Annotated in this window: 25 protein-coding genes; 11 read left to right on the plus strand and 14 right to left on the minus strand. The window is 37.7% G+C overall.

Annotated elements, in window-relative coordinates; translation table 11 throughout:
• The first annotated feature begins 143 nt into the window (after window positions 1-143).
• Window positions 144-977: a hypothetical protein gene (locus RIB54_RS02555; protein WP_350099136.1), complete on the plus strand. Its 834-nt coding sequence runs from the start codon at window positions 144-146 to the stop codon at window positions 975-977.
• 187 nt (window positions 978-1,164) lie between these two features.
• Here RIB54_RS02555 and RIB54_RS02560 read toward each other — a convergent pair whose 3' ends face one another.
• The gene (locus RIB54_RS02560) at window positions 1,165-2,805 is read right to left on the minus strand and encodes an N-acyl-D-amino-acid deacylase family protein (RefSeq protein WP_350099137.1); all 1,641 of its coding nucleotides are present in this window, start codon (window positions 2,803-2,805) and stop codon (window positions 1,165-1,167) included.
• Window positions 2,806-2,973: 168 nt separating this feature from the next.
• Window positions 2,974-3,621: a response regulator transcription factor gene (locus RIB54_RS02565; protein WP_350099138.1), complete on the minus strand. Its 648-nt coding sequence runs from the start codon at window positions 3,619-3,621 to the stop codon at window positions 2,974-2,976.
• Between the two features lie 201 nt (window positions 3,622-3,822).
• Here RIB54_RS02565 and RIB54_RS02570 point away from each other — a divergent pair, with 201 nt between their 5' ends.
• Window positions 3,823-4,242 (plus strand): hypothetical protein, encoded by a 420-nt coding sequence (locus RIB54_RS02570; RefSeq protein WP_350066815.1) that lies wholly within the window; start codon window positions 3,823-3,825, stop codon window positions 4,240-4,242.
• Here RIB54_RS02570 and RIB54_RS02575 read toward each other — a convergent pair.
• The 3 genes from RIB54_RS02575 to RIB54_RS02585 all read right to left on the minus strand — a co-directional run bounded on the left by RIB54_RS02575 (window position 4,239) and on the right by RIB54_RS02585 (window position 7,654).
• On the minus strand, window positions 4,239-5,570 hold the full coding sequence (locus tag RIB54_RS02575; RefSeq protein WP_350066817.1) for a sensor histidine kinase: 1,332 nt from the start codon (window positions 5,568-5,570) through the stop codon (window positions 4,239-4,241). The two genes, RIB54_RS02570 and RIB54_RS02575, sit on opposite strands and share 4 nt — an antisense overlap.
• 127 nt (window positions 5,571-5,697) lie before the next feature.
• A complete protein-coding gene (locus RIB54_RS02580; protein ID WP_350066819.1) occupies window positions 5,698-6,372 on the minus strand; it encodes a DUF6989 domain-containing protein in 675 nt (224 codons plus the stop codon).
• 4 nt (window positions 6,373-6,376) lie between these two features.
• On the minus strand, window positions 6,377-7,654 hold the full coding sequence (locus RIB54_RS02585; RefSeq protein ID WP_350099139.1) for an oxygenase MpaB family protein: 1,278 nt from the start codon (window positions 7,652-7,654) through the stop codon (window positions 6,377-6,379).
• A 226-nt stretch (window positions 7,655-7,880) separates the two neighbouring features.
• Here RIB54_RS02585 and RIB54_RS02590 point away from each other — a divergent pair, with 226 nt between their 5' ends.
• A complete protein-coding gene (locus RIB54_RS02590) occupies window positions 7,881-8,477 on the plus strand; it encodes a hypothetical protein (protein WP_350099140.1) in 597 nt (198 codons plus the stop codon).
• 81 nt (window positions 8,478-8,558) lie between these two features.
• Here the strand turns inward: RIB54_RS02590 and RIB54_RS02595 are convergent, their stop codons facing one another.
• The 5 genes from RIB54_RS02595 to RIB54_RS02615 all read right to left on the minus strand — a co-directional run bounded on the left by RIB54_RS02595 (window position 8,559) and on the right by RIB54_RS02615 (window position 14,305).
• Window positions 8,559-10,280 carry a sodium:solute symporter family protein gene (locus tag RIB54_RS02595; RefSeq protein ID WP_350099141.1) on the minus strand — a complete coding sequence of 574 codons (1,722 nt, stop codon included), beginning with the start codon at window positions 10,278-10,280 and terminating at the stop codon, window positions 8,559-8,561.
• 137 nt (window positions 10,281-10,417) lie between these two features.
• Complete coding sequence (locus RIB54_RS02600) at window positions 10,418-12,931, minus strand: PIG-L family deacetylase (RefSeq protein WP_350099142.1); 2,514 nt, start codon at window positions 12,929-12,931, stop codon at window positions 10,418-10,420.
• A 163-nt stretch (window positions 12,932-13,094) separates the two neighbouring features.
• Window positions 13,095-13,514 (minus strand): hypothetical protein, encoded by a 420-nt coding sequence (locus RIB54_RS02605; protein ID WP_350099143.1) that lies wholly within the window; start codon window positions 13,512-13,514, stop codon window positions 13,095-13,097.
• A gap of 93 nt (window positions 13,515-13,607) precedes the next feature.
• Window positions 13,608-14,081: a hypothetical protein gene (locus tag RIB54_RS02610; protein ID WP_350099145.1), complete on the minus strand. Its 474-nt coding sequence runs from the start codon at window positions 14,079-14,081 to the stop codon at window positions 13,608-13,610.
• A gap of 41 nt (window positions 14,082-14,122) precedes the next feature.
• Window positions 14,123-14,305 (minus strand): N-acetyltransferase, encoded by a 183-nt coding sequence (locus RIB54_RS02615; RefSeq protein WP_350099251.1) that lies wholly within the window; start codon window positions 14,303-14,305, stop codon window positions 14,123-14,125.
• Between the two features lie 119 nt (window positions 14,306-14,424).
• Between RIB54_RS02615 and RIB54_RS02620 the strand changes: the two genes are divergently transcribed.
• The 8 genes from RIB54_RS02620 to RIB54_RS02655 all read left to right on the plus strand — a co-directional run bounded on the left by RIB54_RS02620 (window position 14,425) and on the right by RIB54_RS02655 (window position 22,787).
• Window positions 14,425-16,380, plus strand: a complete 1,956-nt coding sequence (locus tag RIB54_RS02620; RefSeq protein ID WP_350099146.1) for a PKD domain-containing protein — start codon at window positions 14,425-14,427, stop codon at window positions 16,378-16,380.
• 288 nt (window positions 16,381-16,668) lie between these two features.
• Window positions 16,669-17,301: a Crp/Fnr family transcriptional regulator gene (locus RIB54_RS02625; RefSeq protein WP_350068516.1), complete on the plus strand. Its 633-nt coding sequence runs from the start codon at window positions 16,669-16,671 to the stop codon at window positions 17,299-17,301.
• A 65-nt stretch (window positions 17,302-17,366) separates the two neighbouring features.
• Window positions 17,367-18,776 carry an MBL fold metallo-hydrolase gene (locus RIB54_RS02630; protein ID WP_350068514.1) on the plus strand — a complete coding sequence of 470 codons (1,410 nt, stop codon included), beginning with the start codon at window positions 17,367-17,369 and terminating at the stop codon, window positions 18,774-18,776.
• Between the two features lie 21 nt (window positions 18,777-18,797).
• The gene (locus RIB54_RS02635; RefSeq protein WP_350068512.1) at window positions 18,798-19,367 is read left to right on the plus strand and encodes a YeeE/YedE family protein; all 570 of its coding nucleotides are present in this window, start codon (window positions 18,798-18,800) and stop codon (window positions 19,365-19,367) included.
• A 2-nt stretch (window positions 19,368-19,369) separates the two neighbouring features.
• Complete coding sequence (locus RIB54_RS02640; protein ID WP_350099147.1) at window positions 19,370-19,786, plus strand: DUF6691 family protein; 417 nt, start codon at window positions 19,370-19,372, stop codon at window positions 19,784-19,786.
• Between the two features lie 60 nt (window positions 19,787-19,846).
• Window positions 19,847-20,659: a sulfite exporter TauE/SafE family protein gene (locus RIB54_RS02645; protein WP_350099148.1), complete on the plus strand. Its 813-nt coding sequence runs from the start codon at window positions 19,847-19,849 to the stop codon at window positions 20,657-20,659.
• 95 nt (window positions 20,660-20,754) lie between these two features.
• Window positions 20,755-22,566 carry an ATP-binding protein gene (locus RIB54_RS02650; protein WP_350099149.1) on the plus strand — a complete coding sequence of 604 codons (1,812 nt, stop codon included), beginning with the start codon at window positions 20,755-20,757 and terminating at the stop codon, window positions 22,564-22,566.
• Window positions 22,566-22,787, plus strand: coding sequence for a hypothetical protein (locus RIB54_RS02655; RefSeq protein ID WP_350099150.1), 222 nt, complete (start codon window positions 22,566-22,568; stop codon window positions 22,785-22,787). Before RIB54_RS02650 ends, RIB54_RS02655 begins: the two co-directional genes overlap by 1 nt.
• Before the next feature lie 137 nt (window positions 22,788-22,924).
• Here RIB54_RS02655 and RIB54_RS02660 read toward each other — a convergent pair whose 3' ends face one another.
• The 4 genes from RIB54_RS02660 to RIB54_RS02675 form a co-directional block, all read right to left on the minus strand.
• A complete protein-coding gene (locus tag RIB54_RS02660; protein ID WP_350099151.1) occupies window positions 22,925-23,299 on the minus strand; it encodes a VOC family protein in 375 nt (124 codons plus the stop codon).
• 57 nt (window positions 23,300-23,356) lie between these two features.
• On the minus strand, window positions 23,357-23,755 hold the full coding sequence (locus tag RIB54_RS02665) for a VOC family protein (protein WP_350099152.1): 399 nt from the start codon (window positions 23,753-23,755) through the stop codon (window positions 23,357-23,359).
• Between the two features lie 330 nt (window positions 23,756-24,085).
• A complete protein-coding gene (locus tag RIB54_RS02670; protein WP_350099153.1) occupies window positions 24,086-24,652 on the minus strand; it encodes a class I SAM-dependent methyltransferase in 567 nt (188 codons plus the stop codon).
• A 14-nt stretch (window positions 24,653-24,666) separates the two neighbouring features.
• Entirely contained in the window at window positions 24,667-24,798 is a 132-nt protein-coding gene (locus RIB54_RS02675) for an NAD(+)--rifampin ADP-ribosyltransferase (RefSeq protein ID WP_502879595.1), read from the minus strand.
• Window positions 24,799-24,851: the final 53 nt, after the last annotated feature.

The following is a 24,851-nucleotide window of genomic DNA, read 5'->3' on the forward strand; positions in this document are numbered from 1 at the left end:
AACTATATTCTCTATAGTCTCCACCATAGAATATACAATATATGAATACTTTTGCGCTTACTCTGTTAACCAACAAACTTGTATTCAGCATCTGAAACAATAAATAATAAATGAGTATTGAAATTTTAAGGTATTTTAGTCGTATGACTATTAAAACAACCCTGCTTCTGATTTTATTTCTTTCATTGATATTTTCTTGCTCTGAAGATTCCAATGAACCTATTGTGAACTTAGATCATGAAAAATACTGCCCGATTCAGTCTTATGTATACCAAGGAACCAGTTTTATTCCGCAAATGAGATTAAGCTACATATACGATATTGGCTTAGAAGCTCATAAGGTTTATCTTGAAAAATATTCTAACAGTACTTGGGAGAGATTTGATGATTACTTCGAATTTACCAACTATCCAGATAGTACGATTATTTACTATTACGGTACAACCTCAAGGTACTACAAGATTATTTATAATGAAGATAGAATTAGAGAAATTAATCGTTATTATGCCTCTACCGGAGGCATTTATAACTATACTTTTGATTATTCCATTCCTCAAACCGTCAGTGTAATTCTTAACTATTCAAATAGACAGTATAGAAATGACTCAATGACAACCTCCATTTATCATTTTGATGGAAATGATAACGTCAATGAAGTCGAAATATATAAAAATCCAGATTTTTTCGATTCCTCTGACTATGATCATTTCGAATACAGAAAAATAATCTATGAATACGACAATTCACCAAACCCGCTAACTGGATATATAATGCCTTTTTTTTTCCCTTCGCCACCCATTTCTCCAGATGTTAGGCTCTTTACTAAGAACAATCCTATTTCCTCAGAATATGATGGTCAAATAAAGAAAACAAACTACACTTATAACGACGATGCATATCCTACAAGTATCTCGTATGTCTTATCTAACGGGCAAACTGAGTCAAAGCAAATTGAGTATTTTGACTGTAATCAGTGATTTAAAAGATGAATTGTTGTGAGTAGTGAAAATAATGCCATTCAAAATCATATTTCTTTTGAATTACATATCTTAATTACTCTCCAGAACCACTGAGTCCTAGGATTTTTACCTTTTTTTCCTTTGGGTGTCTCACTCTAATTACCGCTACAAAAACCCATTAAAGCCCTGTATTAAGAAATCAGAACTACTTGCCCCTATACCCCGGGCCTTTGACAAATCTACCTGCATTAGCTCCAGTATGATTTCCATCTTTTAGCACCGAAGTCCCATTCACCCAAACGTGTATGACCCCCTCTGCATATTGATGCGGCTTTTCAAAAGTGGCTTTGTCATTAATCTTTTCAGGGTCAAAAACCACCACATCTGCATAGTACCCAGGCTTGAGCATACCTCTTTTTTCTAGCTTAAGATTTTGTGCAGGTAATGATGATAGCTTTCTTATTCCCTCTTCAAGTGTAATCACTTTTTCATCACGGGCATACTTACCCAATACCCTAATAAATGAACCGTAAGCCCTTGGGTGAGTACTGGATTTAATAAATACTCCTTCATTAGTATATGACCCTGCATCAGAGCAGAAACTCACCCATGGAACTGCTACCTTTTTGGCAATATTCTCTTCAGACATGGAGAAGTAAACCACCTGAATTCTACTATCGTCTTCAACAATAAGATCAATCATTGCTTCAGCTGGGGTTTTACCAAGTTCCTCGGCCACCGCATCTAATCTCATTCCAGTGTACTTCCTTAATTCCTCATTCTTAAACCCAACCAACATAATTGATGATGGTGGATTTGTGAATTTAATTTCTGAAAGTATTCTTTCTCTTAAAGTGGAATCAGCTAGCCTCTTAATTGTTGCTTCTACCCCTTCTTCTCTCACCCAATCCGGAAGCTGAACATGCAGTCCCGTGGAAGAAGCAGGATAAGTATATATGTCTGCTGTTACTAGCAGACCTTCTTTACGTGCGTCTTCAATTAGCATAATAGCTGTATCCAATTTATTCCAATACTCCTGACCCGAAGCCTTTAGATGATACACCTCAGCCGCAATATTGGCCTCCCTTGAAATTGTGATTAACTCATTGATAGCTTCCAGCAATTCCGAGCCTTCACTACGGATGTGTGAAATGTACATACCATCATATTCCGATGCCACCTTGGCCAGCTCTACCAGTTCTTGAGTGTCAGCATAACCACTTGGCGCATATAATAAAGAAGATGAAATACCCACAGCCCCTTCTTCCATGGCTTGCTTTACCAAACCTTTCATTACATCAAGTTCTTCTGGAGTTGCTTTTCTATTTTCGTTGCCAACTGCATACCTTCTAAGTGTTCCATTACCTACAAATGATGCTACATTGGTAGAAATGCCCTTTTCTTCAAGGTACTGTAAATACTCACCAAGGGTAGTCCATTTCACTTCATATTTAATATCGCCCTGATCGGTACTCATGTCCAGTTTCATACTGTCAGTAAGTGGCCCCATAGAACTGCCCTCTCCTAATACCTCCAACGTGACACCCTGCCTAATATCTCCTTGCGACCGGCCATCTTCTAACAATGCAGTATTGGCCCAGCTCAACATATTAATAAAACCAGGTGCCACTGCTAATCCATTTAAGTCTATAATTTCTGTAGCAGTAAACTCACTTAAATCTCCTATAGCAGCCACTGTATCAGCCTTTATAGCTACATCTGCTTTGTATGGTTTATCGCCAGAGCCATCATAAATTAACCCATTTTTCAAAATGGTATCATAATCTGGTTGGTCACAACTGGCTACTGCCAACAAAATAGTAAGGAATAGTAAAAGATTCTTCATTGTTAAGTTAATTGATTCGAGAGATCAATCTAATAATATAAAACCTAATTAGCGATTGATTATACTCTTAATAGACAAATTCAAATATCAACACTCCAATATCTTATATAAATGGCAACTAAAGAAGGTTAGCATGCTCGATATTATCTACAATCTCATTGGATCAAATTATTCAAACATCTTAACCAGACCACTTTCGATTGAAAATGCTGCCAGATGAGCTGGAGATGTTATGCTAAGTTTTTTTAAAATATTCTTGCGGTGTGAATTGATGGTATGAATGCTTAGGTATAGCTGATCTGCTATCTGTCTTGTAGTAAATCCGTTGGCAATCAACTCTAAAACTTCCAGTTCACGAGAGGACAAATCAAATTTTGGTGTTACCGTTTTTTTTAATGGCTTAGGCTGCTCATCAATTACAATGTCGAGAACGCTGTTACAATAAAAACGCTTTTCATCTGCTACGTTACGGAGCGCTAACTCTATTTCTTCCTGACTGCAATTTTTGGTAATAATACCCTTAATTTCTGATTTGAGTAACCGTTGAATAACCAGAGTATCTTCCGAATTGGTAACTACTAGAGTTGGAATTTTTAAAGTATTCCCAATCTTAAGGATCTCATTTAGTTGTTCTGGATAATCATCTGAATATTCTGTAATAAGTATATCAAAAGATGTGCTGTCAATTTTTGAAATCACCTCATCAGGGTAATTATATGTCTGATATACAGACAGACCCTCAATACTCTCAACCACAGATGTAATTGATACCCTGGTTAGGTACTGGCTGTCAACTAAAACGATCTTTTTACCCATAGCAACTATTTAGAATATATCTAAATAAACTCAAATATAGAATCAAACTTTTTAGTAAACCAGATTATTTAGAATAAATCCAAATAAAGTATTGATAATGGAATTAAGTTAATTCAAATAGCATATTTCAATAATGGTGACTCCCAGCATGATAAGTAATATCTTTGGTTTAGATTTGAGCTCGCTAAGTTATTTTGAACCATGGAATACCCTATAATTTTAGAAACTGAAGAAGAAAGACTTGAATGCAGCAAGGCTTGTGATAAAATCGAGGACTTTCTGAAGAGAGAAGGTGAAAATTTGAAATATGGCAATTTCAAAACCTTCATGAATATTATGAACTATAGTTCTAAAACAGTAGAAGCAGCTACCTATCAGGAAGTGTACAAAGAACTTGCAAGGGTTGGTTTGTGTCTAAACATTAATTTAGAAGGGTCGGCCAAGTATGATATCACATTCAAAATGGCTGAGGAAATGTGGATTATTATGCATGTTAAGTACATGACAGAGTATATCAGGGACAAGAAGCACTCTGCATTATTAGATTATGTAGCAAGCTGGCTGAAAATTATCTGTGAACAACAGTCCATGAATTTTGGTGATTTCGAGAAATATATCTAACCCACTGTTTTGATCTCTACCACAAATGTAGCTCCAACAGAAGCGTCCCGTTCATACCACACTTTACCATCAACAAGCTCTACATAGCGCTTAACCAAAGACAGCCCTAAACCTGTAGAACTTTCACCGGCAGTTGGCCTTGCACTCAGCCTTGAGAATTTCTTAAAAAGCATTTCCTCTTCCTCAGGTTCAATGCCAGGCCCCTCATCGATTATACTTACTTTAAGATTCCCTAATTCATTCTCCAATTTCACTGTTACTGTTTTATTATTCTCTGAGAACTTGATTGCATTAGAAATTAGGTTTTCCAAAATTAACGTCAAATAAGTCTCTTCAGCGAGGACAATATCATTAGTAGCTTTATTCACTACTTTTATTCCTATTCTTTTAAGTTTAGCAGCATCAGTAAGGGTATCAAGAACCTGATGCAAAACAGCCCCCAGTTTTATATTTGATAATTTTATTGCACCTACTTCCTGTTCAGAAGCATCCATTTCCAAGACCCGGTTAACCAAATGTTGTGCTTTGGCAGACGATTGTACGATCATTGCTGTACATTCTTTCACACGAACAGCATCGTCCTCAAGCTCCAGTAATTGTGCAAGACCGGTAATATTTTTTAGTGGGTTCCTTAAATCATGTGCCAAAATCCTGATGATGTAATCTTTCTCTTCTATAAGTTTTTCCAATGTTTTCGACTGTGATGCAATGGTTTCCTTTTGCGTTTTCAGAACGGCATTGCTTTCTTCTAAGTCTTTTAAGGCTTTGGATTGGGTAAATTCAAAAACAAATGAGATAAATAGAATAATGAGCAATAAGCCTGGAACAACGGTCACATACCACAGCGTTCGATCTTCTATATTATACTCTACTGGCAGTTCCACTCCCTGTACTGCTAAGACAGCATACCAAACCATGAAACCAAAAGATAGCAGGCCCCAAAAAATACCAGCGTTTTTATTGACAACCAGCAAAGCAAGCACTGGAATACTGATTATCCAGGGATAAATTGCCGACCACACTCCACCAGAATAATAAGTAAGAACAAGTATGGCAAAGGCACCTATACTAACATATAAATTGCCAAGCCATGTTATTGGCAGTTTAGTTCTGGCAAGCAAGGGTATAAGCAAAAAACCTAAAACATTATAGGTCATAAGATATACACCCTTATCGTACTGAAAATAAACGCTCAACCATATATAGGAGTTTGAGAAAAGACTTGTTAGCAAACAAGCTCTCACAAATAACCTTGATCTTCTTAAATTCTCAGGATCATGATATCTTGAGGGACTTATAAAAAAATCTACCAGACGGCCAATATTCATATAATTATGAAAGAAGTTAATTGAGTACTAAACAGCAATAATCAAATGTCAAATTAGCGACCAATATACATTTTAATATCTAAATATAGAGAGTCCATTTAATAATTTAAAAACCGTTTTTAAAGTGCTAATGGGCTATTTTAAAGGCCACAAAGGCACTTATCAAAATCCATATTCCTTCTACAATTCCCAATCCAATTGATTTCACAACTTTGTTATGCTCAGAATAAAAAATCAGCACTGGTAAAGACAAGGATATTAGAGCTTCGCAGACTATGACATAAAGTGGTGCATTAAAAATCATGACCGTATTGGGATGGTACCACCACCAACCCGCATTGTTTGCAAGATGTTCATACAGTGGAATGTACATGCCTCCTGCAACACCCAGGATAATAGATGCTTTTGTTAACTTAAACTTTTCGGTGAGCATCACCCCTATAAAACTTAATTGCAAAATTACATTTGACCATGCCATCGGCATATAAGCCGGTGAACTCCAGATCATAGGCTCATTTCCTGGGTATACAAGGCTATTTATTATATCTACAAGATAATGATCTGTAACGAGCTCCATAACTCCTGCTACTGTTCCGATTATCAATAACCTCAATATCAATGGGTTGCCCCTCAGCAGGGCATACCCCCAATAAAAACCATATAACCCATAAGTAATGATGCTGGCGCTTAGAGGGCCAGCTTTAGTTAAAGAACTCACCAAAGACCAGAGAATGAGCAGCCCTGATGATGCCAAAATAACTCTTATGGTAGTTCTATCTAATCCAGTTGTTTTATAAATCATAATTTTACTTCTGTTTTTGCCAAACTAATCTATTCTTGCCAATTGAAGGTGTTTCCAGATGATTTATCCATTCATTGCTTATCCCCCAATTCGATTGAAGCGAAGGTGGAATAAAGAAATGTACTGACTTACCATAATTGTAATGATGGATGATAGATTTTAGTAGCAGATTATTGAATGGCTTGATTATTTGCTGTACCAACCTCGACTTTTCCAACTGCCCCAAATCTTTTGATATAATTCTGGAAATGGAAAGAACTATTTTATCTTTCAAATTTTCATCTGACTTCACGCCAATGCAGTTTTGTAAATCAATGGATGAGGACGCTGTAAAACTAGACAAGAAGTAGTCCATCAAAAATACTGGCACCTTATCAAACGCATTGCCTGGTAAAATGTAATTGATAAAATTGATGCATGATTGTGTTAAAGCCGTTCCCTCTTCAGATGGCTTGGCCTGATGTTTCAAAATCTTGTTTGCCAATTCAAAACCCTGCTCGTAGGTATCAGGCAAAAGTTTTTCATCAATTCCCATAAGAAATCCAACCACTTTCCAACAATGCATATAGGCATTTTTCTGCGTTTCTGACATCGGAGTTCCTAGTTTTAACAAGCCGTTAAGGATAACCGGCCCAAAGGACATTAATGTGCCTGCTAAGTCCTCCTGATTGATTGGTTCACCATATGTCGATTCATCCCAGCCTGTTTTAGAATGCTTAAGGTAATATCTGATTGAGGCATGAATCAACCTAACTTTCTGAATTGTAACAATTCCTTTTCCGCCAGCGCCAGCAGCAAGACCTCCTTCAGAGAGCACATTCATAATCATTTGTGCGGTCTCCATCAGTCTTCTGGCCAATGGATCAATATCATTATTATGCTCCAATAGTCGACCTGTTCTAAACAGTACATGAGCGCCCTTTGCACATGTGTAGCACATAGGCAGGGCACTTACATTGAGAAGCATAAATATTTCAGGTCCATATTGGCTGAATATTTTTTCACCTTGATTAATCAAATCACAATCTGCCCAATCAGGAAGAACAGATGACTTTTTAAAATACAGATTGAGTGGTGCAGCAAGAGCATCATCAAAATGGGAAAAGGTAGAACTATCGAAGCTATCATTGCTTACCAAGGTCATAAAAACCTCATTGATCTTAGCCTCATAACCAGAAGAAATAATAGCTGTTATTGTTTCATCTGCCAGTGGGTCAGTAACATGGCGCAATAGCTCTAATTCTGCCTCATTTAGTAAGTTAATATTGAATGTTTGTGACATCTGTTGTTTTTGAATCGGATGAAGTATGTAAAATAAAAACAAAATGTTATTAGAAAAACAGAGTCCATGTTTTTGATAGAAATCTCCCCCATTTTGGACAGTCAAAATGTTAATAAAACCCATTCGCCATCGTTTGCGACCATTCTTCTAAAATAACTTCAAAAACACAACTAGAGGCATCCCGAACCACGTTTTTATACACAGGTCAAACAAAATAAAAACAACAATGAAAAAAACAACATTAGCAGTAGCTATGATGCTGGTGGTAGCCACCGCATTTGCTACAGGAGAAGAAAAAGACAAAAATGCCACCAAAAAAGTGGCTATTATGAGCAACGAGCCAGAGCATCTTAAACTGGTCTATCTCGATGAAGAACAAGGTCAGGTAAAAGTCTCTCTGAAAAACGCATCTGGTGAAATAATCCACAAAACAACAATCAACAACAAAGCAGGATTTTCACAACCGTACGATATGGAACTGCTTCCTGCTGGAGACTATACTTTTGATGTTACCATTCCTGATGGGACTACGTTAAGCGAAACTGTAACAATAGTTAAACCATCTAATGAGCCAAATTTTGCAGCAAATGTCTTAAATGTTAATGATGGCAAGAAATTTAGATTGGCTGTGGTGAACAGAGATGAAAGAGCTTTACCAACCTCTATCAAGGTTTACGATCAAAATGGCAACACCATTCATGAAGAAAAGGTAAATGACTTATATGGGTTTAGAAAAATCTATGATCTTTCTTCAGTGGAAGCCAATCAGTTCACTTTTGAGATTAAAAATGCTTCGGGTACCAGATACCTGAATGCCTACTAATATTTTTTGTTTAGGTTAAATAGTTTTGCCATCCGCTGGTTAGTGGATGGCATTTTTTATTGAAAAAATTCTGAATACACTTTAACCATTTTTCTTAGGAGAGCCTGATATGAATTGTATCAAGCAGCTAATCAGCACTACCAACAAGCAGCCAAAAGCATTGTACCATAAGAAACCCATTGTAAACAATCCTGCCTCACCTTCTACATTGAGATAATGAGTATAAATAATTAATGCTTGACTGATTAGAGCAGCTATAAAAACAGCATTTCCTTTTACATATTTGACAAAAAAGGCCACTATAAAAATACCCAGTACTATAGGGTAAAATAGTGAACCAATCAGGTTCACGGCCTGAATAAGATTTTCGAACAATGATAAATAAGAAGCGAAAATAATAGCCAGAATTCCCCATGCAAGGGTGAATAGCTTGGATGATTGAGTATAATGCCTGTCTGAGCCTTTTTGATTTAACTTTCGCTTATAGAAATCTATTGTAGTCGTTGAACCAAGCGCATTAAGTTCTGATGAAGTTGAAGACATCGCTGCTGAGAAAATCACGGCAAACAATAGGCCTATAATACCTACTGGCAGGTTATTCATCACAAAATTCATAAAGATATAATCCTTATCATTGGTCTCAGCGTCTGGTAGTGCTGTTGCTATCACAGCTTTGGCCTCTGATCTTAACTCTTCAGATTTCAATTGCAAATCATTTAATGTTTTTGCTTTAATGTCTATTTGTTCCTCATCTCCGTCTTGTATGGCACTAACAAACTCATCTACAACCAATCGCTTATCATCGAATGACTGCTGATACTGGCTTTCAATATTTTCAAACTCAGCAGCCTTTTCGGAGGTTGCCATTTCAGTTCTTATTGTATCATTAAAGAAAACTGGAGGCTGATTAAACTGATAGAATACAAACACCATGGCCCCTATAAACAGAATAACAAACTGCATAGGTACTTTTAGCAAACCATTCATCATAAGGCCTAACCTACTCTCTGACAATGACTTACCAGACAAATATCTCTGCACCTGCGACTGGTCTGTACCAAAGTAAGAAAGGAAAAGGAACACAGCTCCAGTTATACCAGACCAGAAATTGTAACGGTCAGAAAGGTCAAAATCAAAGTTCACAACATTCAGCTTACCCATTTTGCCTGCTACATGCAGTGCATCTACAAACCCAACATTATCTGGAAGTGAGTATATTACCAGAAGTCCTGCCACAATCATCCCTCCCATCATAACAGCCATTTGTTGCTTTTGCGTTTGAGAAACAGCCTTAGTCCCTCCAGAAACTGTGTATATGATAACTAAAATGCCAATTATCGTAGTTGTATAACCCAACCTCCACCCCAGCAATGACGACAGTATTATGGCCGGAGCATAAATAGTAATCCCGGCAGCTAAGCCCCGCTGAACCAAAAATATAAACGCAGCGAGAAGCCTTGTCTTTACATCAAATCTGGTTTCGAGATACTCATAGGCAGTGTAGACTTTTAGCTTATAATAAATAGGTAAAAAGAATACTGAAATGATAATCATGGCCAATGGCAAACCAAAATAGAACTGGATAAAGCGCATGCCATCGGTGTACGCTTGGCCTGGCGTTGATAAAAAAGTAATGGCACTGGCCTGGGTGGCCATAATGGATAGACCTATTGTCCACCATTTAGAATCATTCCCTCCTCTAATGTAGCTGTCCATGCTGTTGGAACCCTTCGATTTCCAAACACCATAGGCAACAATAAAAATGAGGGTACCAAATAGTACAATCCAATCAATACTACTCATGAAAAATGAAGGGTAAAGAGATAAAACAACAGAATGAAAAATGCCAGATTAGCCATTAACAGCCAATAGATATTTTTCCATTTATTTAAAAAGGGAGGTTTGTCCTCCGAGTTAACATGAGTGGACTTTTCTTCCATTTATTTTTGAGAGTTGGATACTTTCTTGTTTGACGGCTGCTCCTTTTTACCGGCTGATACAAGGTTAACAAATAATCTAAATGCTCCGGGAACTCCTGCTGGCAGTTCTCTAAAGAATGAGTAACCTGTATAAATATATTTTCCTTTGCCATAATCTGCTACAAGCAGCCCACCATCTTTAGGATCTTCACCTTCATCGTAGCTGGATAGCAGTGGTGTATATTTTTCATCCCATTTGTCCGGGAAGTATAGACCACGCTCTTGCACCCAGCCATCAAAATCTGCTTCAGTTATTTTGTTTGGATAGTTAAGCAATGGATTTTTAGGATCTAATATTTTAATCTTTGCATCTTCCTCTGTAACACGATCACGTGATAACTGAAGTGGATATGGTGCAAATTCCTCTGTTTTCAACCTGAAATTGGTATTATATTGAACAACAAGCGTTCCTCCTTCAGAAACATAATTTAATAAATGTGGCATGTAAAACTTAGCTCTGTCATTGGTATTCAAAGCCCTTACTCCCAAAACCACTGCATCTGCCTTGGCAAGATTCTCGGGTGTAATTTCTTCGTCCTTCATTTCCCAGACCTCATAACCAATTTCCCTTAAACTAGCAGGAATGGCATCACCTGCTCCCTGAATATAACCTATTACATTTCCCTCCTTCTTAATGTCAATTTTAGCCACTTTAGAAGCTGCTCTTGGCATAAGCACTTGAGTAGGAATATGGTCGTAGGCAATAGTTTGAATACTATTGTTATGTGATTGCCCTGCTACAGAAATACTTGCACTAATCTCCCCAGTGCTTTGCCCCTCAGGAGCCACAACATCAAAAGACAATATGGCTTCTTCATCTTTTAAAGCCAGCTCAAACTTTTGATTTTCAGGCTGTACTTTCCATCCTTTAGGAACATTTAAAGTTGCAGTTCCAGAAATGCCGGATTTACTTGCTTTAACCGTAACATTTACCTTTTTAGATTCAGTACCGCTGAATATATATACTGGTTCCTCAATATTTACAAAAGCTGGAGGTGTAACAATAAATGGCCGATATTGCTCTCCTTTTACGGGATCATTCCATTTGTAAATCACGGGAGACTCTAACATTATTTTATGATCGAGCACTTCAATTGCATATGAAACTTCAATAGCAGGGACATTTTCAGGGGTTCCACGCAAGGCCCTATCCTCAACTTTATAGGTTCCTAGTGTACCTTCTTCCTTCAACCAATAGGGCATCGAATAATTCCAACTTTCAGGTATCACAACCGTTGTGCTAAATTCTAATTTAGTGTTGTTAGAAAGGACAACGCTGGTGATCGTATCCTTGAGATGGTCTATTGCTACTGCTTCAAGTTTAACAGGGGTATTGGAACGATTAACAACCTCTATCGAAAGCTTCGAGGCATCTCCTGGGCTAACATTATAATCCTCAGCACGGGTTTCAACATACAAACCTAAAACAGCTTTAATAATTTCATCAACCTCATTCAATTTTTGAACCTGCCAATGTTTCTCCTTCAATAGAAGAATTTCATCTCTGACTTTTAATAATTCCGGCAAACTTGCTGAAGGAGTTTGAGGGTTGTATTCGGCAATAATTTCATCAATCATTTTGCCGATTTTCTCACCACCTTTTACCCGTTTCCATGATGTGTCAACACCTTCAAAAATATTAAACTCAGCTTTATCTCCTTTCACGGGCTCCAAAAACTCCAAAGACTCTCCTCTTTGGCCAGTTGATCCAAAACCTTGGGATTTATGTTGTGATCTGCTCAATGCCGCCATTTCAGTATAAGAAGTTCCCAATAATGGGTTATAGGCTCCTGCATCAATTACAAATACTCCCGGAGTTTCCTCATTAATATCAGGACTCCACCATCTACCTGTATTCATAAATAACCTCTTTACCTGCCAAGGCTCTACAAACTTTAACTGGTCAGTATAGGCATTTTTGTCAGCAGCCAGATCAAAAGCCTCTTCTGCAAATATTGCTGATGTGGTATGATGGCCGTGACCTGCCCGTTCATCAGGTGGAAACCTTGTTATTATTACATCTGGTTTAAAATTTCTATACACCCAAACTACATCTGACAATACCTGTTCCCTATTCCATATTTTCTGGGTTTCTTCAGTCGATTTGGAATACCCAAAATCATTCGCACGGGTAAAGAACTGTCTACCACCATCAATTCTTCTGGCGGCTAACAATTCTTGAGTTCTAATCACTCCCAAGCCTTCTCTTATTTCAGGCCCTATAAGGTTTTGTCCTCCATCACCCCTGGTCATTGACAAATAGGCAGTATTAGCTAATGTTTCATTACTTAAATAGGCTATTAAGCGCGTGTTTTCATCATCAGGATGAGCTGCAACATATAATACAGTGCCTAAGAAGTTTAATTTTTTGATTTTTAAAAGTATCTCTGCCGAATTAGGATTATATGGTTTTTGGGCAGAAATGGAAAGTGAAAAAATTAGCCCTAGAAAGAGCATCGATATAAATTTTCTCATGTAGTATAATGTGTATTGATTACCGCTGTAAGTTACGCAGGCTTAACCTAAAGGTTTGTACCTAATGGCAACTATATCGTTTGATACTTTACAAACGGCAAAAAAATCCCGCTCTCGGTATTACCAAGAACGGGACTCAAAACTAAACAACAACACAACTATTTTATCTGAATGCAACAGTTTCACAGAAGTCTGTATGCGCATGTGGGTCTAAATGATCGAAAACCGAATAATATAAGATTAGCTCACCTCCGTCAAGGTATCCATCTCCTTCAATATGGTACCCCTCTACATCTTGCTCTGGAATGAAAATGTCATTACCATGTACCTCTGCAAAGACTTCAATATCCAATCCATAGAAATTGCGAATAAATACGACATTATTATTTCCGGAGGATTTTACTACCCTTATAGTGTAGTAAGTATAAATACGAGCAGTCTTACTATACTCTTCAGCATCAAAAAAGCCAGTGAACCTGTCTCTGCTATCATTAATAATAACTGGAACCGGGTCTTCAACTACGGTAATTTCACAAGCTGAAAATGCTATGGCTAAAAGCGGAAGTAGTAATAACTGTTTCATGTGTCTAGTACTTTAGGTTTCCTAAACCAGATTAAACAATTATGAGGCCAAAAAATAAAATTTTATATTATCTAATTGAAAATCAGATATTTATCAAATCTTACCCATCAATTTTTCATTGATAAACATATCTCCATTGACGCTAAATTCTATAACAATTTTTGAAAGAGGGTCTTTATCCTTATTGTAGATTATTACTGAAAATTGGTGAGCATGTACACGATCCTTAATATCATCAGCGAAGCCCATATCTATTACAAAATCATCGTTTCCCTTAATTTTTCGATTCAATATAATATCACTTTTGTTGGTATGAACCTTATATCTGAATTGATCTTCAGAGGTGTTTTTTAATATAATTTTCATCTTAACATAAGGAAGATTCTCAGTTGAATTATTCAACTCCCGCTCAGAATAGGCTACATCTTTTACATTGTAGGGCTTGGTCTTAAAGTTGTAATCCAACTCAAAATCAAAATCATCAGCGCTCAAAAAAGGGACGTTAGCCTCTTGTGCATTTAAGTGGCTTGGGATTACAATTAATAGTATTAGAAGATTTTTCATCATTCACTAAAAATACTTAACTAACCAGATAATAGCCACTCTTATCAATTAAACCTTTCTGGCTTCTGAAATTTGTGATTCAGAAGGTCAAAATACTTATGATGACTTTTAATATACTCCTCCACAAAAGGGCAGTAAACCACAATTTGATAACCTTTCATTCGAGCATAGTCTAATGTAAATTTAGCTAAAGCTGTTGCTACACCCTGCCCTTCAATTTGCGCTATTTAATCTAAAAATCTCATAGAATAACTCTATTAAAGGTTGAATTTAAGTATATTTAACAGGAACGGGCAGGCAAGCTAATACTCTTATGCCGAAAAGCTTACCAAAACCAACTTACCCCATGAAAAAAGCCTTGCTTTTGTTGATGTCCAGTATTTTTACAGTTTGTGTTGTTCAAGCGCAAGAGCAGGTCGACATGACCATCAAAACATCACCAGATGGCAATGAATACTTGTTGTATCTGCCAGAGGGTCATGACCCGTCTCAAGAATATCCTTTGATCCTATATCTGCACGGTGCCCAAGCTCTTAAAAATGGTATTGATAAGCTAAGTGGTAAAGGGTTACCTAGGGCAATTGCTCAAAATAACATCCTTCTGGGATATCCTTTTATTATGGTCGCCCCTCATGCCAAAGGTGAATTTAGTAATGATTTTATTTGGAATATTGACTCCGTAGCTGAGGTCCTAGCTGATGTAGAACATAATTATCTGATTGATCAAGACAGAATTATTGGAGTAGGAATTAGTCTTGGATCCAAAGGAATTTGGGACTTTGCCCTTACTTATCCCGATAAGTTTGCTGGCATTGTGCCCATAAGCGGCAACTCTTCCTTAGAAAATATCTGCACAATAAGTGATGTGGCAGTCTGGGCATTCCATGGTGATTCCGATGGACTTATACCAATGGATGATTTCAATCAAGCTGGTAGATCTGGCTCTCAAGTAATTGTTGAGAGCCTGAATAGTTGCTCCCCTTCTCCTTACTTGCCTCCCTTGCTAACTGTATTCAAAGCCAAAGGACACAATGGATGGGATCAAGTATTTGATTTGTCTTCTGGTTACCCTATTTATGACTGGATGGAGTCTTTAGATAAAGGTGTTATCAAAGAGTTTGAGCCTCTTGTGAATTTAGGTTCAGATAAAACTTTTATTGCATCCAATGAAACCCTCAAAATAAATAGTTTTGCAATGGATCCTGATGGTGATGACTTGACCTTGCAATATTCATGGGTAAAACTGTCGGGACCATCTTTATACCTTCAAGGTGCTTCCTCGCCTACATTAGCCATAAGTATGGACACTCCAGGTGCATATACTTTCAGACTTACAGTGACTGATCTTCAAATGAACACAGCCAGTGATGAAATATCCATTGAACTTATAACCTCTTCCACAAGCCCCGAGGTAACTGCACTGCAGTTTTTTTATGACGGTAATTTTATAGATAACATAAACGGTGACTATTTAGTAGATATGTCCTTATATGATGATCCCAGAAAAATAAATATCGCTGCTGCTACACAAAACCTCAATTCCAGGGCTAGTGTGCGTTTTTCATTAGATGACAATGGTAATTTCTTTACAATAAACGATAATGCCAATTACACTATGGGAGGAGACAATAGTTCTGCTTTCCTACCTTCAGACGGAGCTTCCTATAACATAACTGCCACAGCTTTTGCTGACAGAAACGGTATCGATCCTGGAGTATCTTTTCAATCTACGGTTAATTTCTCCAGCACCCCTCTTCCGGTAGAATTAATCTCTTTTACTGCAAAACGCGAGCGTAATGAAATCGTACTAAACTGGAAAACAGCTGAGGAAATCAATCACAGTCATTTTGAAATCTATCAAGGTATTGAAGGTGCAAGTGAGATGCAGAAAATAGAAGAAATATCCGAGTCCAAATCAAGCAGCAGTCTATTAAAACATTATGAGTATAGAATCAATCCAGCTCCATCCTGCGGAAAACTCTACTATCAATTGAGAAATGTAGATTTTGATGGTGCGTTTGGTTATTCTAAAATCATTAGCACTGAAGCTCATAATGTCTCTTGCGAAGACAGTATAAATCTATACCCAAATCCAAACTCAACAAATGAATTGACACTTCAGGGAAATATCTTATATGATGGAGTAGCCGTTAAAATTTTAACAACGGAAGGTCAAGTTGTTAAGGACTTTCATGTAAAAAGTATAAATAATCAAAGCGTTGTAGTAGATATCAACGGATTGAAAGCTGGATTGTATTATGTCCAAATTCGGGAATATCACAAAAAATTAGTGGTGAAATGAACAAGAACAATAGGTTTTAATTAACTTGAAGAAACTCTTTTTGATAAAGAGCCCGTCATCTATTGAGGTCACATTGTAATAGCAATATTGCTCTGCAATCTTCAAGGGTCGTAACCTCCAAAAGGTCATTCCTCCCCCTATAGTTCACATAAATCTTATGCCCATTAACAGTTGTTTCCAATTGCCCATTGGTTTTGTTATTTACAATTTGAATGTTAGTATGAACCTAGTTGCAGTATCAATGGTTACTTCATTTATGATATCTTTGAATATAAGATAATTTCAGCTATGGATAAATCAGAATTGAGTGGCCACCTGTTGAAGTATGGCTTTGAGCCAGCGCTAGTGGATGAAATTTATGCTAATGGCAGGTCTAAAAAGGTGACTGCTGGAGAAGTAATTGTCAGGCCAGGACAGAACAACAACTTTATTCCTCTAGTGTTGGAAGGTGTACTCAAAGTAACCCGACATGATGAAGATGGCAGCGAAATATTCCTCTACTATCTGGAAGGGGGAGATACCTGTGCTATGTCTATAAGCTGTTGTATAGACAACTCAAAAAGTCAGATAAGCGCCTCTGCAGAAGAGGATTCACTTATTTGGATGATCCCCGTTGAATACCTTGACAGCTGGATAGCAAAATACCAATCTTTTAGAAGGTTTATCTTCAATTCTTATAGAGAGCGATTTGATGAGATGCTTTTAGCCATAGACAGCATGGCATTTATGAAAATGGATGAGAGGCTCTACAAATATTTATTAGATAAAAAGCAGGCGTCCGGGTCATTTGAAATCAAAAAAACACATGAGCAAATAGCCAAGGAGCTCAACACATCAAGAGTTGTTATTTCCCGACTCCTAAAGCAATTGGAAAACGAAGAAAAGATTGAGCAAAGCAGAAATAAGATTGAAATACTATAGGAAGTAACTTTTGTTACATTGAAACAAAAGGTAAGGCCTATATTTGTGTTATAAATTTTAATACGATGAAGATAGATCAGATATATACAGGTTGCTTAGCACAGGGAGCATATTATATAGAAAGCAAAGGTGAAGTGGCCATTATTGACCCGCTTCGTGAAACAGATGTTTATATTAAAAGGGCAGCTGAGCAAAATGCTAAGATCAAATACATTTTTGAAACTCATTTTCATGCCGACTTTGTTTCCGGACATGTTGATTTGGCGGAAAAAACCGGAGCTGAAATTGTTTACGGCCCAGGAGCCAAAACTTCCTATGACATACATGAAGCAAAGGATGATGAAATATTTGAACTGGGTGACATAAAAATAAAAGTCCTTCATACACCAGGTCACACACCTGAGAGTTCTTGCTATTTATTAATAGATGAAAATGGTAAGGAGCATTCCCTTTTCAGCGGTGACACATTATTTATAGGAGATGTAGGCAGACCAGATTTGGCCATTAAATCAGATTTAACCCAAGAGGATCTGGCAGGAATGCTTTATGATAGTCTCAGAAACAAAGTAATGACTTTGCCTGATGATGTTATTGTTTACCCTGCTCATGGTGCTGGCTCTGCCTGCGGCAAAAACATGAGTAAAGAGACGCATGACCTATTAGGCAATCAGAAAAAAGTAAACTACGCGCTAAGAGCGGATATGACCAAAGATGAGTTTATAAAAGAAGTGACTACCGGCATATTACCTCCACCACAGTATTTTGCTAAGAATGCCATGCTGAATAAAACTGGAGTCGAAAGCCTAGATACTATTCTTGAAAAAGGCAAAGTTGCTTTGTCAGTCGAAGATTTCGAGGCCTATGCCAACCATGAAGGAGCTTTAGTGCTAGACACAAGAAAACCGGAAGATTTTGCCAAAGGTCATATCCCTAATTCCATTTTCATTGGCATAGATGGAAGCTTTGCCCCGTGGGTTGGAGCACTTATTCCTGACTTACAGCAACCCATTATATTCATTGCAGATGAAGGGCGTGAAGAAGAGGTGGTTATCCGACTATCAAGAGTGGGTTATGACAACACACTTGGTTATCTCGAAGGAGGCTTTAAAGCCTGGAATAACGCTAAAAAAGAGACTGATACTGTCACCTCAATAAGTGCAGATGAATTTGCCAAAGCTTATGAACAATCAGAAATCAATATCATGGATGTTCGCAAGCCTACAGAGTATGATGCTGAGCATGTTGAAAATGCTGAAAATATACCCTTAGATTATGTGAGCGAGCGAATGAATGAGGTAGACAAAAACAAGAAATATCATATTCACTGTGCTGGCGGTTACAGGTCAATGATTATGGCCTCCATATTAAAATCAAGAGGCTTCCATAAACTTATAGATGTGGCTGGTGGTTTTAATGCTATTGCTGAGACCAATGTGCCTAAAACAGCATATGTTTGTCCATCTACACTTAAATAGTATTTAAATAACCAAAACAATTTGGAGTACTTTACTAATTCAATCCTGCAGCCATGGCCGTGGTATGTAGCAGGACCAGCTATAGCATTTATAATGTTTTTATTACTCTGGTTTGGAAAGTCCTTTGGACTCAGTTCCAATTTCAGAACTATATGTGCCATTAGCGGAGCAGGTAAATACAGTGATTTTTTTAAATTCGATTGGCGTACTCAAACATGGAATCTGGTATTTCTGGCAGGCAGCATTGCCGGTGGTTTTATCGCCAATCAATGGCTAAAAGCCGATAATATCATTGCCATAAGTGAGTCTACAAAAGAAGACCTTGTTGCAATAGGCGTTAAAAACCCAGGAGCAGAAATGATTCCGACTGAAATGTTTAGCATTGAGTCACTTTTTACCTGGCAAGGTTTTGTTATGATCATTGTTGGGGGTTTCCTTGTTGGTTTTGGCACCAGATATGCCAGTGGATGCACATCAGGGCATGCCATTAGTGGATTAAGCAATCTGCAACTCCCCTCTTTAATTGCCGTTATCGGCTTTTTTATTGGTGGCTTAATCACCACTCACTTCATTATTCCTTTACTATTTTGATTATGGGCAAGTACTTCAAGTTTTTTGGCCTGGGAATTCTCTTTGGTATTATACTCACAAAGGCAGAAGTAATTTCATGGTACCGAATGTATGAAATGTTTAAGTTTCAATCTTTTCACATGTATGGTGTTATCGGAAGTGCTGTACTAATAGGAATAGTTGTTATTCAGTTAATAAAGAGATTGAAAATAAAATCGCTTTCCGGACATGAAATTATGATTGTGCCGAAAGAAAGAGGCTATAAAAGATACCTTTATGGAGGAACAATATTCGGGCTTGGGTGGGCACTTACAGGCGCATGTCCCGGCCCCATGTTTATCCTTTTTGGCAATGGTTTTCTTATGATGTTGGCAGTAATTGTGTCCGCAGCGGCAGGTACTTTTACTTATGGCTTACTTAAAAACAAACTGCCTCATTAAGTAACAATTGTTACCGAACTGTAGCTAAGGGGTATCTATGTTTGTGTCAAATTATAATGCATGACAGCTATTGAGATTTTAGGATATATTGGTGCAGTAGCCATTGGTGTTTCACTTGGACTTATTGGAGGTGGCGGGTCAATTCTTACCGTGCCAGTACTGGTGTATCTTCTTGGGGTAAGCCCAGTGCTTGCCACTGCCTACTCCTTATTCATAGTTGGTTTTAGTTCGCTTATTGGAGGAATAAAATATGCCCGACAGGGACTTGTCAATTTCAAAACAGGATTGATATTTGCTATACCGGCCTTCTTATCTGTATATCTGACTAGGAGATATCTAATGCCCTGGTTACCTGATGTTTGGCTATCAACAGATTTATTTACGCTTTCAAAGGACACAGGCATTCTTCTGCTTTTTGCCATACTTATGGTGGCAGCCTCTATTTCAATGATCAGACAATCCAAAACTGAAGAAGTTGAAGGAAAGAATGGTAGTTCAGATTTAAATTTTATTGCAATATTAATAGAAGGTGCAGTCGTTGGCATGCTCACTGGCCTAGTTGGTGCGGGTGGAGGGTTCCTGATTATTCCGGCATTAGTGTTATTTGCCAAGCTTCCTATGAAAATGGCTATCGGAACATCATTGCTCATTATAGCCGTTAAATCCCTACTTGGTTTTATTGGTGATATTCAGGCTGGAGAAAATATAGACTGGCCGTTTCTTTTAATTATTTCAACCCTTGCCGGTCTGGGAATATTCATTGGTATGTTTTTCAGTAAAAAAGTAAATGGCGCTCAGTTGAAGAAGGGCTTTGGATGGTTTGTATTGGTTATGGGGGTTTTCATGATTTTGAAAGAGACTATGTTCAAATGAGTTATTAAGCTAATTCTTCAATTGATTACATTTTTGAGGAACGATTTACTTTAGTTAATTTTCATTTGGTAAATTAAGATTTAGAACTCAATTAAATGCAAAGATTCTTTAGTCGTCTACTTTTACTAATACTTTTACTATCTACATTCGTTAGCTGGGCACAACCTGACTCCTGGGAGAGTACTCGTCAAAAAAAATCAGGCACAATAGATCTCTACTGGTATGTCTCCTCGCCTTTTATCTTCAAAAACGCTGACAATTCCCTTACCGGTATTGAATATGAATTGATGCAAGGCTTCTCACAGTATGTGAAAGATAAATATGGTGTTGAGCTTGCATTAAATTGGATCGAGGGAAATGGGTTTAAAGGTACCTATGAGCGAATAAAAACAAGCAGACAAAGCGGTGATTTCGGAATTTCTGCTTTTTCCATCACCGATCAAAGAAAAAAAGATGTCCTTTTTTCGAAATCCTACATGATGGACATTGCTGTTTTAGTGTCCAACAATGAAATTCCGGTTATCCTTAGTGAAGAGGAATTTAAAAGGGTTTTCGCAGGCCTTACAGCCGTTTCGGTGGAAGGCACTACCTATGAAAAAGGATTGAATGACTTGCAGAAGCGATTAGGAATAAAATTCAATATCAATAACATTCCAAGTGACCAGACTGTACTTAACGGCCTGCTGGATGGCGTTGGCAACTTTGCTTATATAGACCTGCCCCTTTACTTAATAGGTCTTAAAGACAACCCTACGGCACCTATTATAAGACAAAACCTTTATCCTATGAAAGGCCAGGGCTATGGGATGATCATGACAAACAACAGCGACTGGAAGGCTGTAGTAGATGAGTACCTGAGTAGCTCATATTTTGAAAGTATCCAGTCTGAAATTATTGAGAAATATCTTCAAAATGATATTTATGAGTTGATCAAAAGTATTTCTTCAGACAGTAATGTAAATGCCGATGAGCTGATCATTCTTTTGAATAAAGAGAAAGAGATTCAAAATCAACTCCTACTTGAAAGAGCCCTTGAGCTGCAAGAAAACACTATCATTCAATATGTTCTTATTATCTCTGTTATTGGTGCCCTACTTGGCCTTTTCATTTTTTACAGACTTTATAAAGGCAAAGAAACAGCCGTATCAAATCTTGAATCCCACAAAGAGAAGGTGGAGCTGCAACAACATAAAATAGAACAGGCCAATGCAGAGCTTTTAACGCTTAATGAAGAGAAAAATAACCTTATCCGTGTATTGGCACATGATTTAAGGTCGCCAATCAATCAAATAGCAGGCTTGGCTGAAATACTGCTGATGGACAAGCAAAAGATTTCGAAAGAACAGATTGAGATTATTCAGCAAGTTATAAACTCATCTAACAGGCTGAGGGAAATGATCAGTAAGATTCTGGATGTAGATGCCATTGAATCCAGGGAATTAAATGTCAAACTCAACCCAATTCATCTCAACAAAATCTTCACGGAGCTCCATGGCGAATATGATTCCATTGCAGCCAATAAACATATAAAACTTGATTTTAGCATAGATGCCGACCTGAGCATAATGGGTGATGAGGTATTCATTAATCAAATTCTCGATAATTTAATTTCAAATGCCATTAAGTTCTCCAACGCCAATACAAAAGTGGTATTGAAAGCTGTTGATCTTGGTGATAAAGTAGAGATTCAGGTATCAGACAGCGGCCCTGGCTTTACCCAGGAAGACCAAAAGAGAATGTTCAAAAAATATCAGCGACTTAGTGCCCAGCCCACTGGTGGTGAGCAGTCTACAGGTTTGGGGTTGAGCATTGTTAAAATGTTTACCGAACTTATGGGCGGAAACATCACATTTGACTCAAAGGTAGGTGTTGGCACTACTTTTAAACTTCAGTTCAACAAAAGCTAATGAAAGCGAAATTATCCACTTTGTACATACCAATACTTTTGTGCCTGACTTTGGGGTTGGCGCCTTTTACTCCAGAACCTCATTTATTTGGTAAAGTGAGATGGTTACTTGGTGGCGCCAATGGCATGCAGCTTATGGACTATTTTGATTTAGCATTTCATGGTTTCCCATGGGTTTATTTGATTGTAAGGGTGTTTGGTCTGAGGAGAAGGGCTGGTTAGCCAATGTTTTCTAATTGCAAGATGGGGTCACCTCATACAAACCCATGTTGCCGCCATGCTCAGCATGGTGGTCTTATAAACTATACATAACTCTTCACCATGCACTGCATGGCTGGAACAGAGTAAATTAATAATTGTTATTCTTCGATCAGGGATAAAATATTTCCTGCACTATCCTTAAACCAGGCAATATTTGGCCCGGGGTTACTCCAGAAGATTCCTTGCTTGTCTGTTTTGATAGGATCATCGTATTGCTCAAAAGTGATTCCCTTACTGGCCAATTCGTCCACGCTCTTTTTGATGTCCTCCACCTCAAAATTGAGTACGGTAAACTTCGCAGGCTCATGATTATCTTTCGGGTAAATGATAAACTGGGTTTTCCCAGCTGTTATCTCCAGAATCCCCATTTCATTCATGTCTACTTTAAGTCCTAAAATCCCTTCATAGAATTCCCTGGATTTTTCCAGGTTGTTGGTTGTAAACGAACTGAAGGCGTTTTTGTCTTTTAGCATGCTTCTTAATTTGAATTAAAATTATGATCTAGTACTATACTGTCGGTTGCATTTTACTTATTTGGGCATCTTTTCCCAATCCATATAGATGATGTTCCATCGATGGCCATCCGGATCAATCATAGCCATACCATACATCCATCCCTGTACTTCCTGTGGTTCTGAATAGACCGTTCCTCCCGCTCTTATGATTTTTTTTGTGATCTTATCTACATAACCCTTATCAGGTGCGCTTACCGAAATGAGCAACTCACTACCCTTTGATGTATCTGATATTTTGTGTTGGGTGTACTGTTCCAGTTGAGATTCTTCTACCATCATTACCGGTACTTTACCTATGATAAAGCCAATCATTCCAGGAGAGTCCCTTGTTGATTCAAAGCCTAAGGATGTGAAAAAGGTCCTGCTTTTTTCCAGATCTTTTACAGGTAAGTTCAGCCATAGTTCTTGTTCCATAGTGTTAGTGCTTTGTTTAGTATTTCAAAGTTAAGTGGTAATTTCTTTTCCTTAAAGTGTAAATACGACATACTGAGGGGTTGATCGCGACAGGTCGTTTGGCTAACTGAGCTTTAAAAAACGATCTTTCGCAGGAAGGGAGTTGAAAAACAAAATCTTCCCATGTTGCCGCCATGCGCAGCATGGTGGTGTTATAACCTATACGTAACTCTACACTATACTAAGCGTGGCGGAACTGAGTACCCACTTGCTCTTCATATTCACAATCCCAATATAGTACAATAATCAGCTAAAAAACACCAACCATATTTTGGTGCCATTGCCTTTTTCTTATTTTTCAATTACTATCATCCTGTAGTTAGTCTCAGATTTATATCCGCTGCCGCTGTCTTCAAATACATACTTGAATTCTTTGTCAGCTAATCGTTTATATCTTTTATCAAAATCCATTGCTTGGTTGAGGGCTCGAACTTTGTATCCTGTGTCCTGAATGCAAACTACAACCAGACTTCCTTTTCTTATTTCCGAGACAATTCTGTTTATCAGTCCAATTTCTTTTTCCTTGTCTTTCTTGGCGAAATGAAACATACTGTCAATAAGAATAATGTCGAACTCACTAAAACCGTTAAAAGTGAAAATGTCTCTGACTTGTCCTACCAAATCCAAGTTTTCTCTTTGCCCAATTTGGTTCATTTGATCTATACCGATTTTTGAGTTGTCAATTCCAGTTACCGAGTAGCCAAGTCGAGCCAAAACAATTGCATCCCTTCCTTGTCCACAACCTAAATCAAGTACTTTTCCTTTCCTTGGATATTCAGCAAAAAACTCAATTAATTCAGGGTAAGATTTCCCAAATAAATTCTCTGTCAGATAGTATTTGTCGTAGGGGACTGTCATTCATCTTTTTCAGATCAAGCATAACAGAAAGATCTAATGAACCCTGTTGGCTCCACTAAATTAATTCTTTCTTTTCCTTTACCAAAAGCAAGTTCTGCACCCCAAATTACAGCACCCAAAGTTGGAGAGGAAAATGTATCTTGCATTTTTCCTTGTCCGTAGTTTGAGTTATAACCTGCTTGGAATGAGGTCGCCAATT

The sequence above is a fragment of the Fulvivirga sp. genome, assembly GCF_040218215.1.
GTDB lineage: Bacteria > Bacteroidota > Bacteroidia > Cytophagales > Cyclobacteriaceae > Fulvivirga.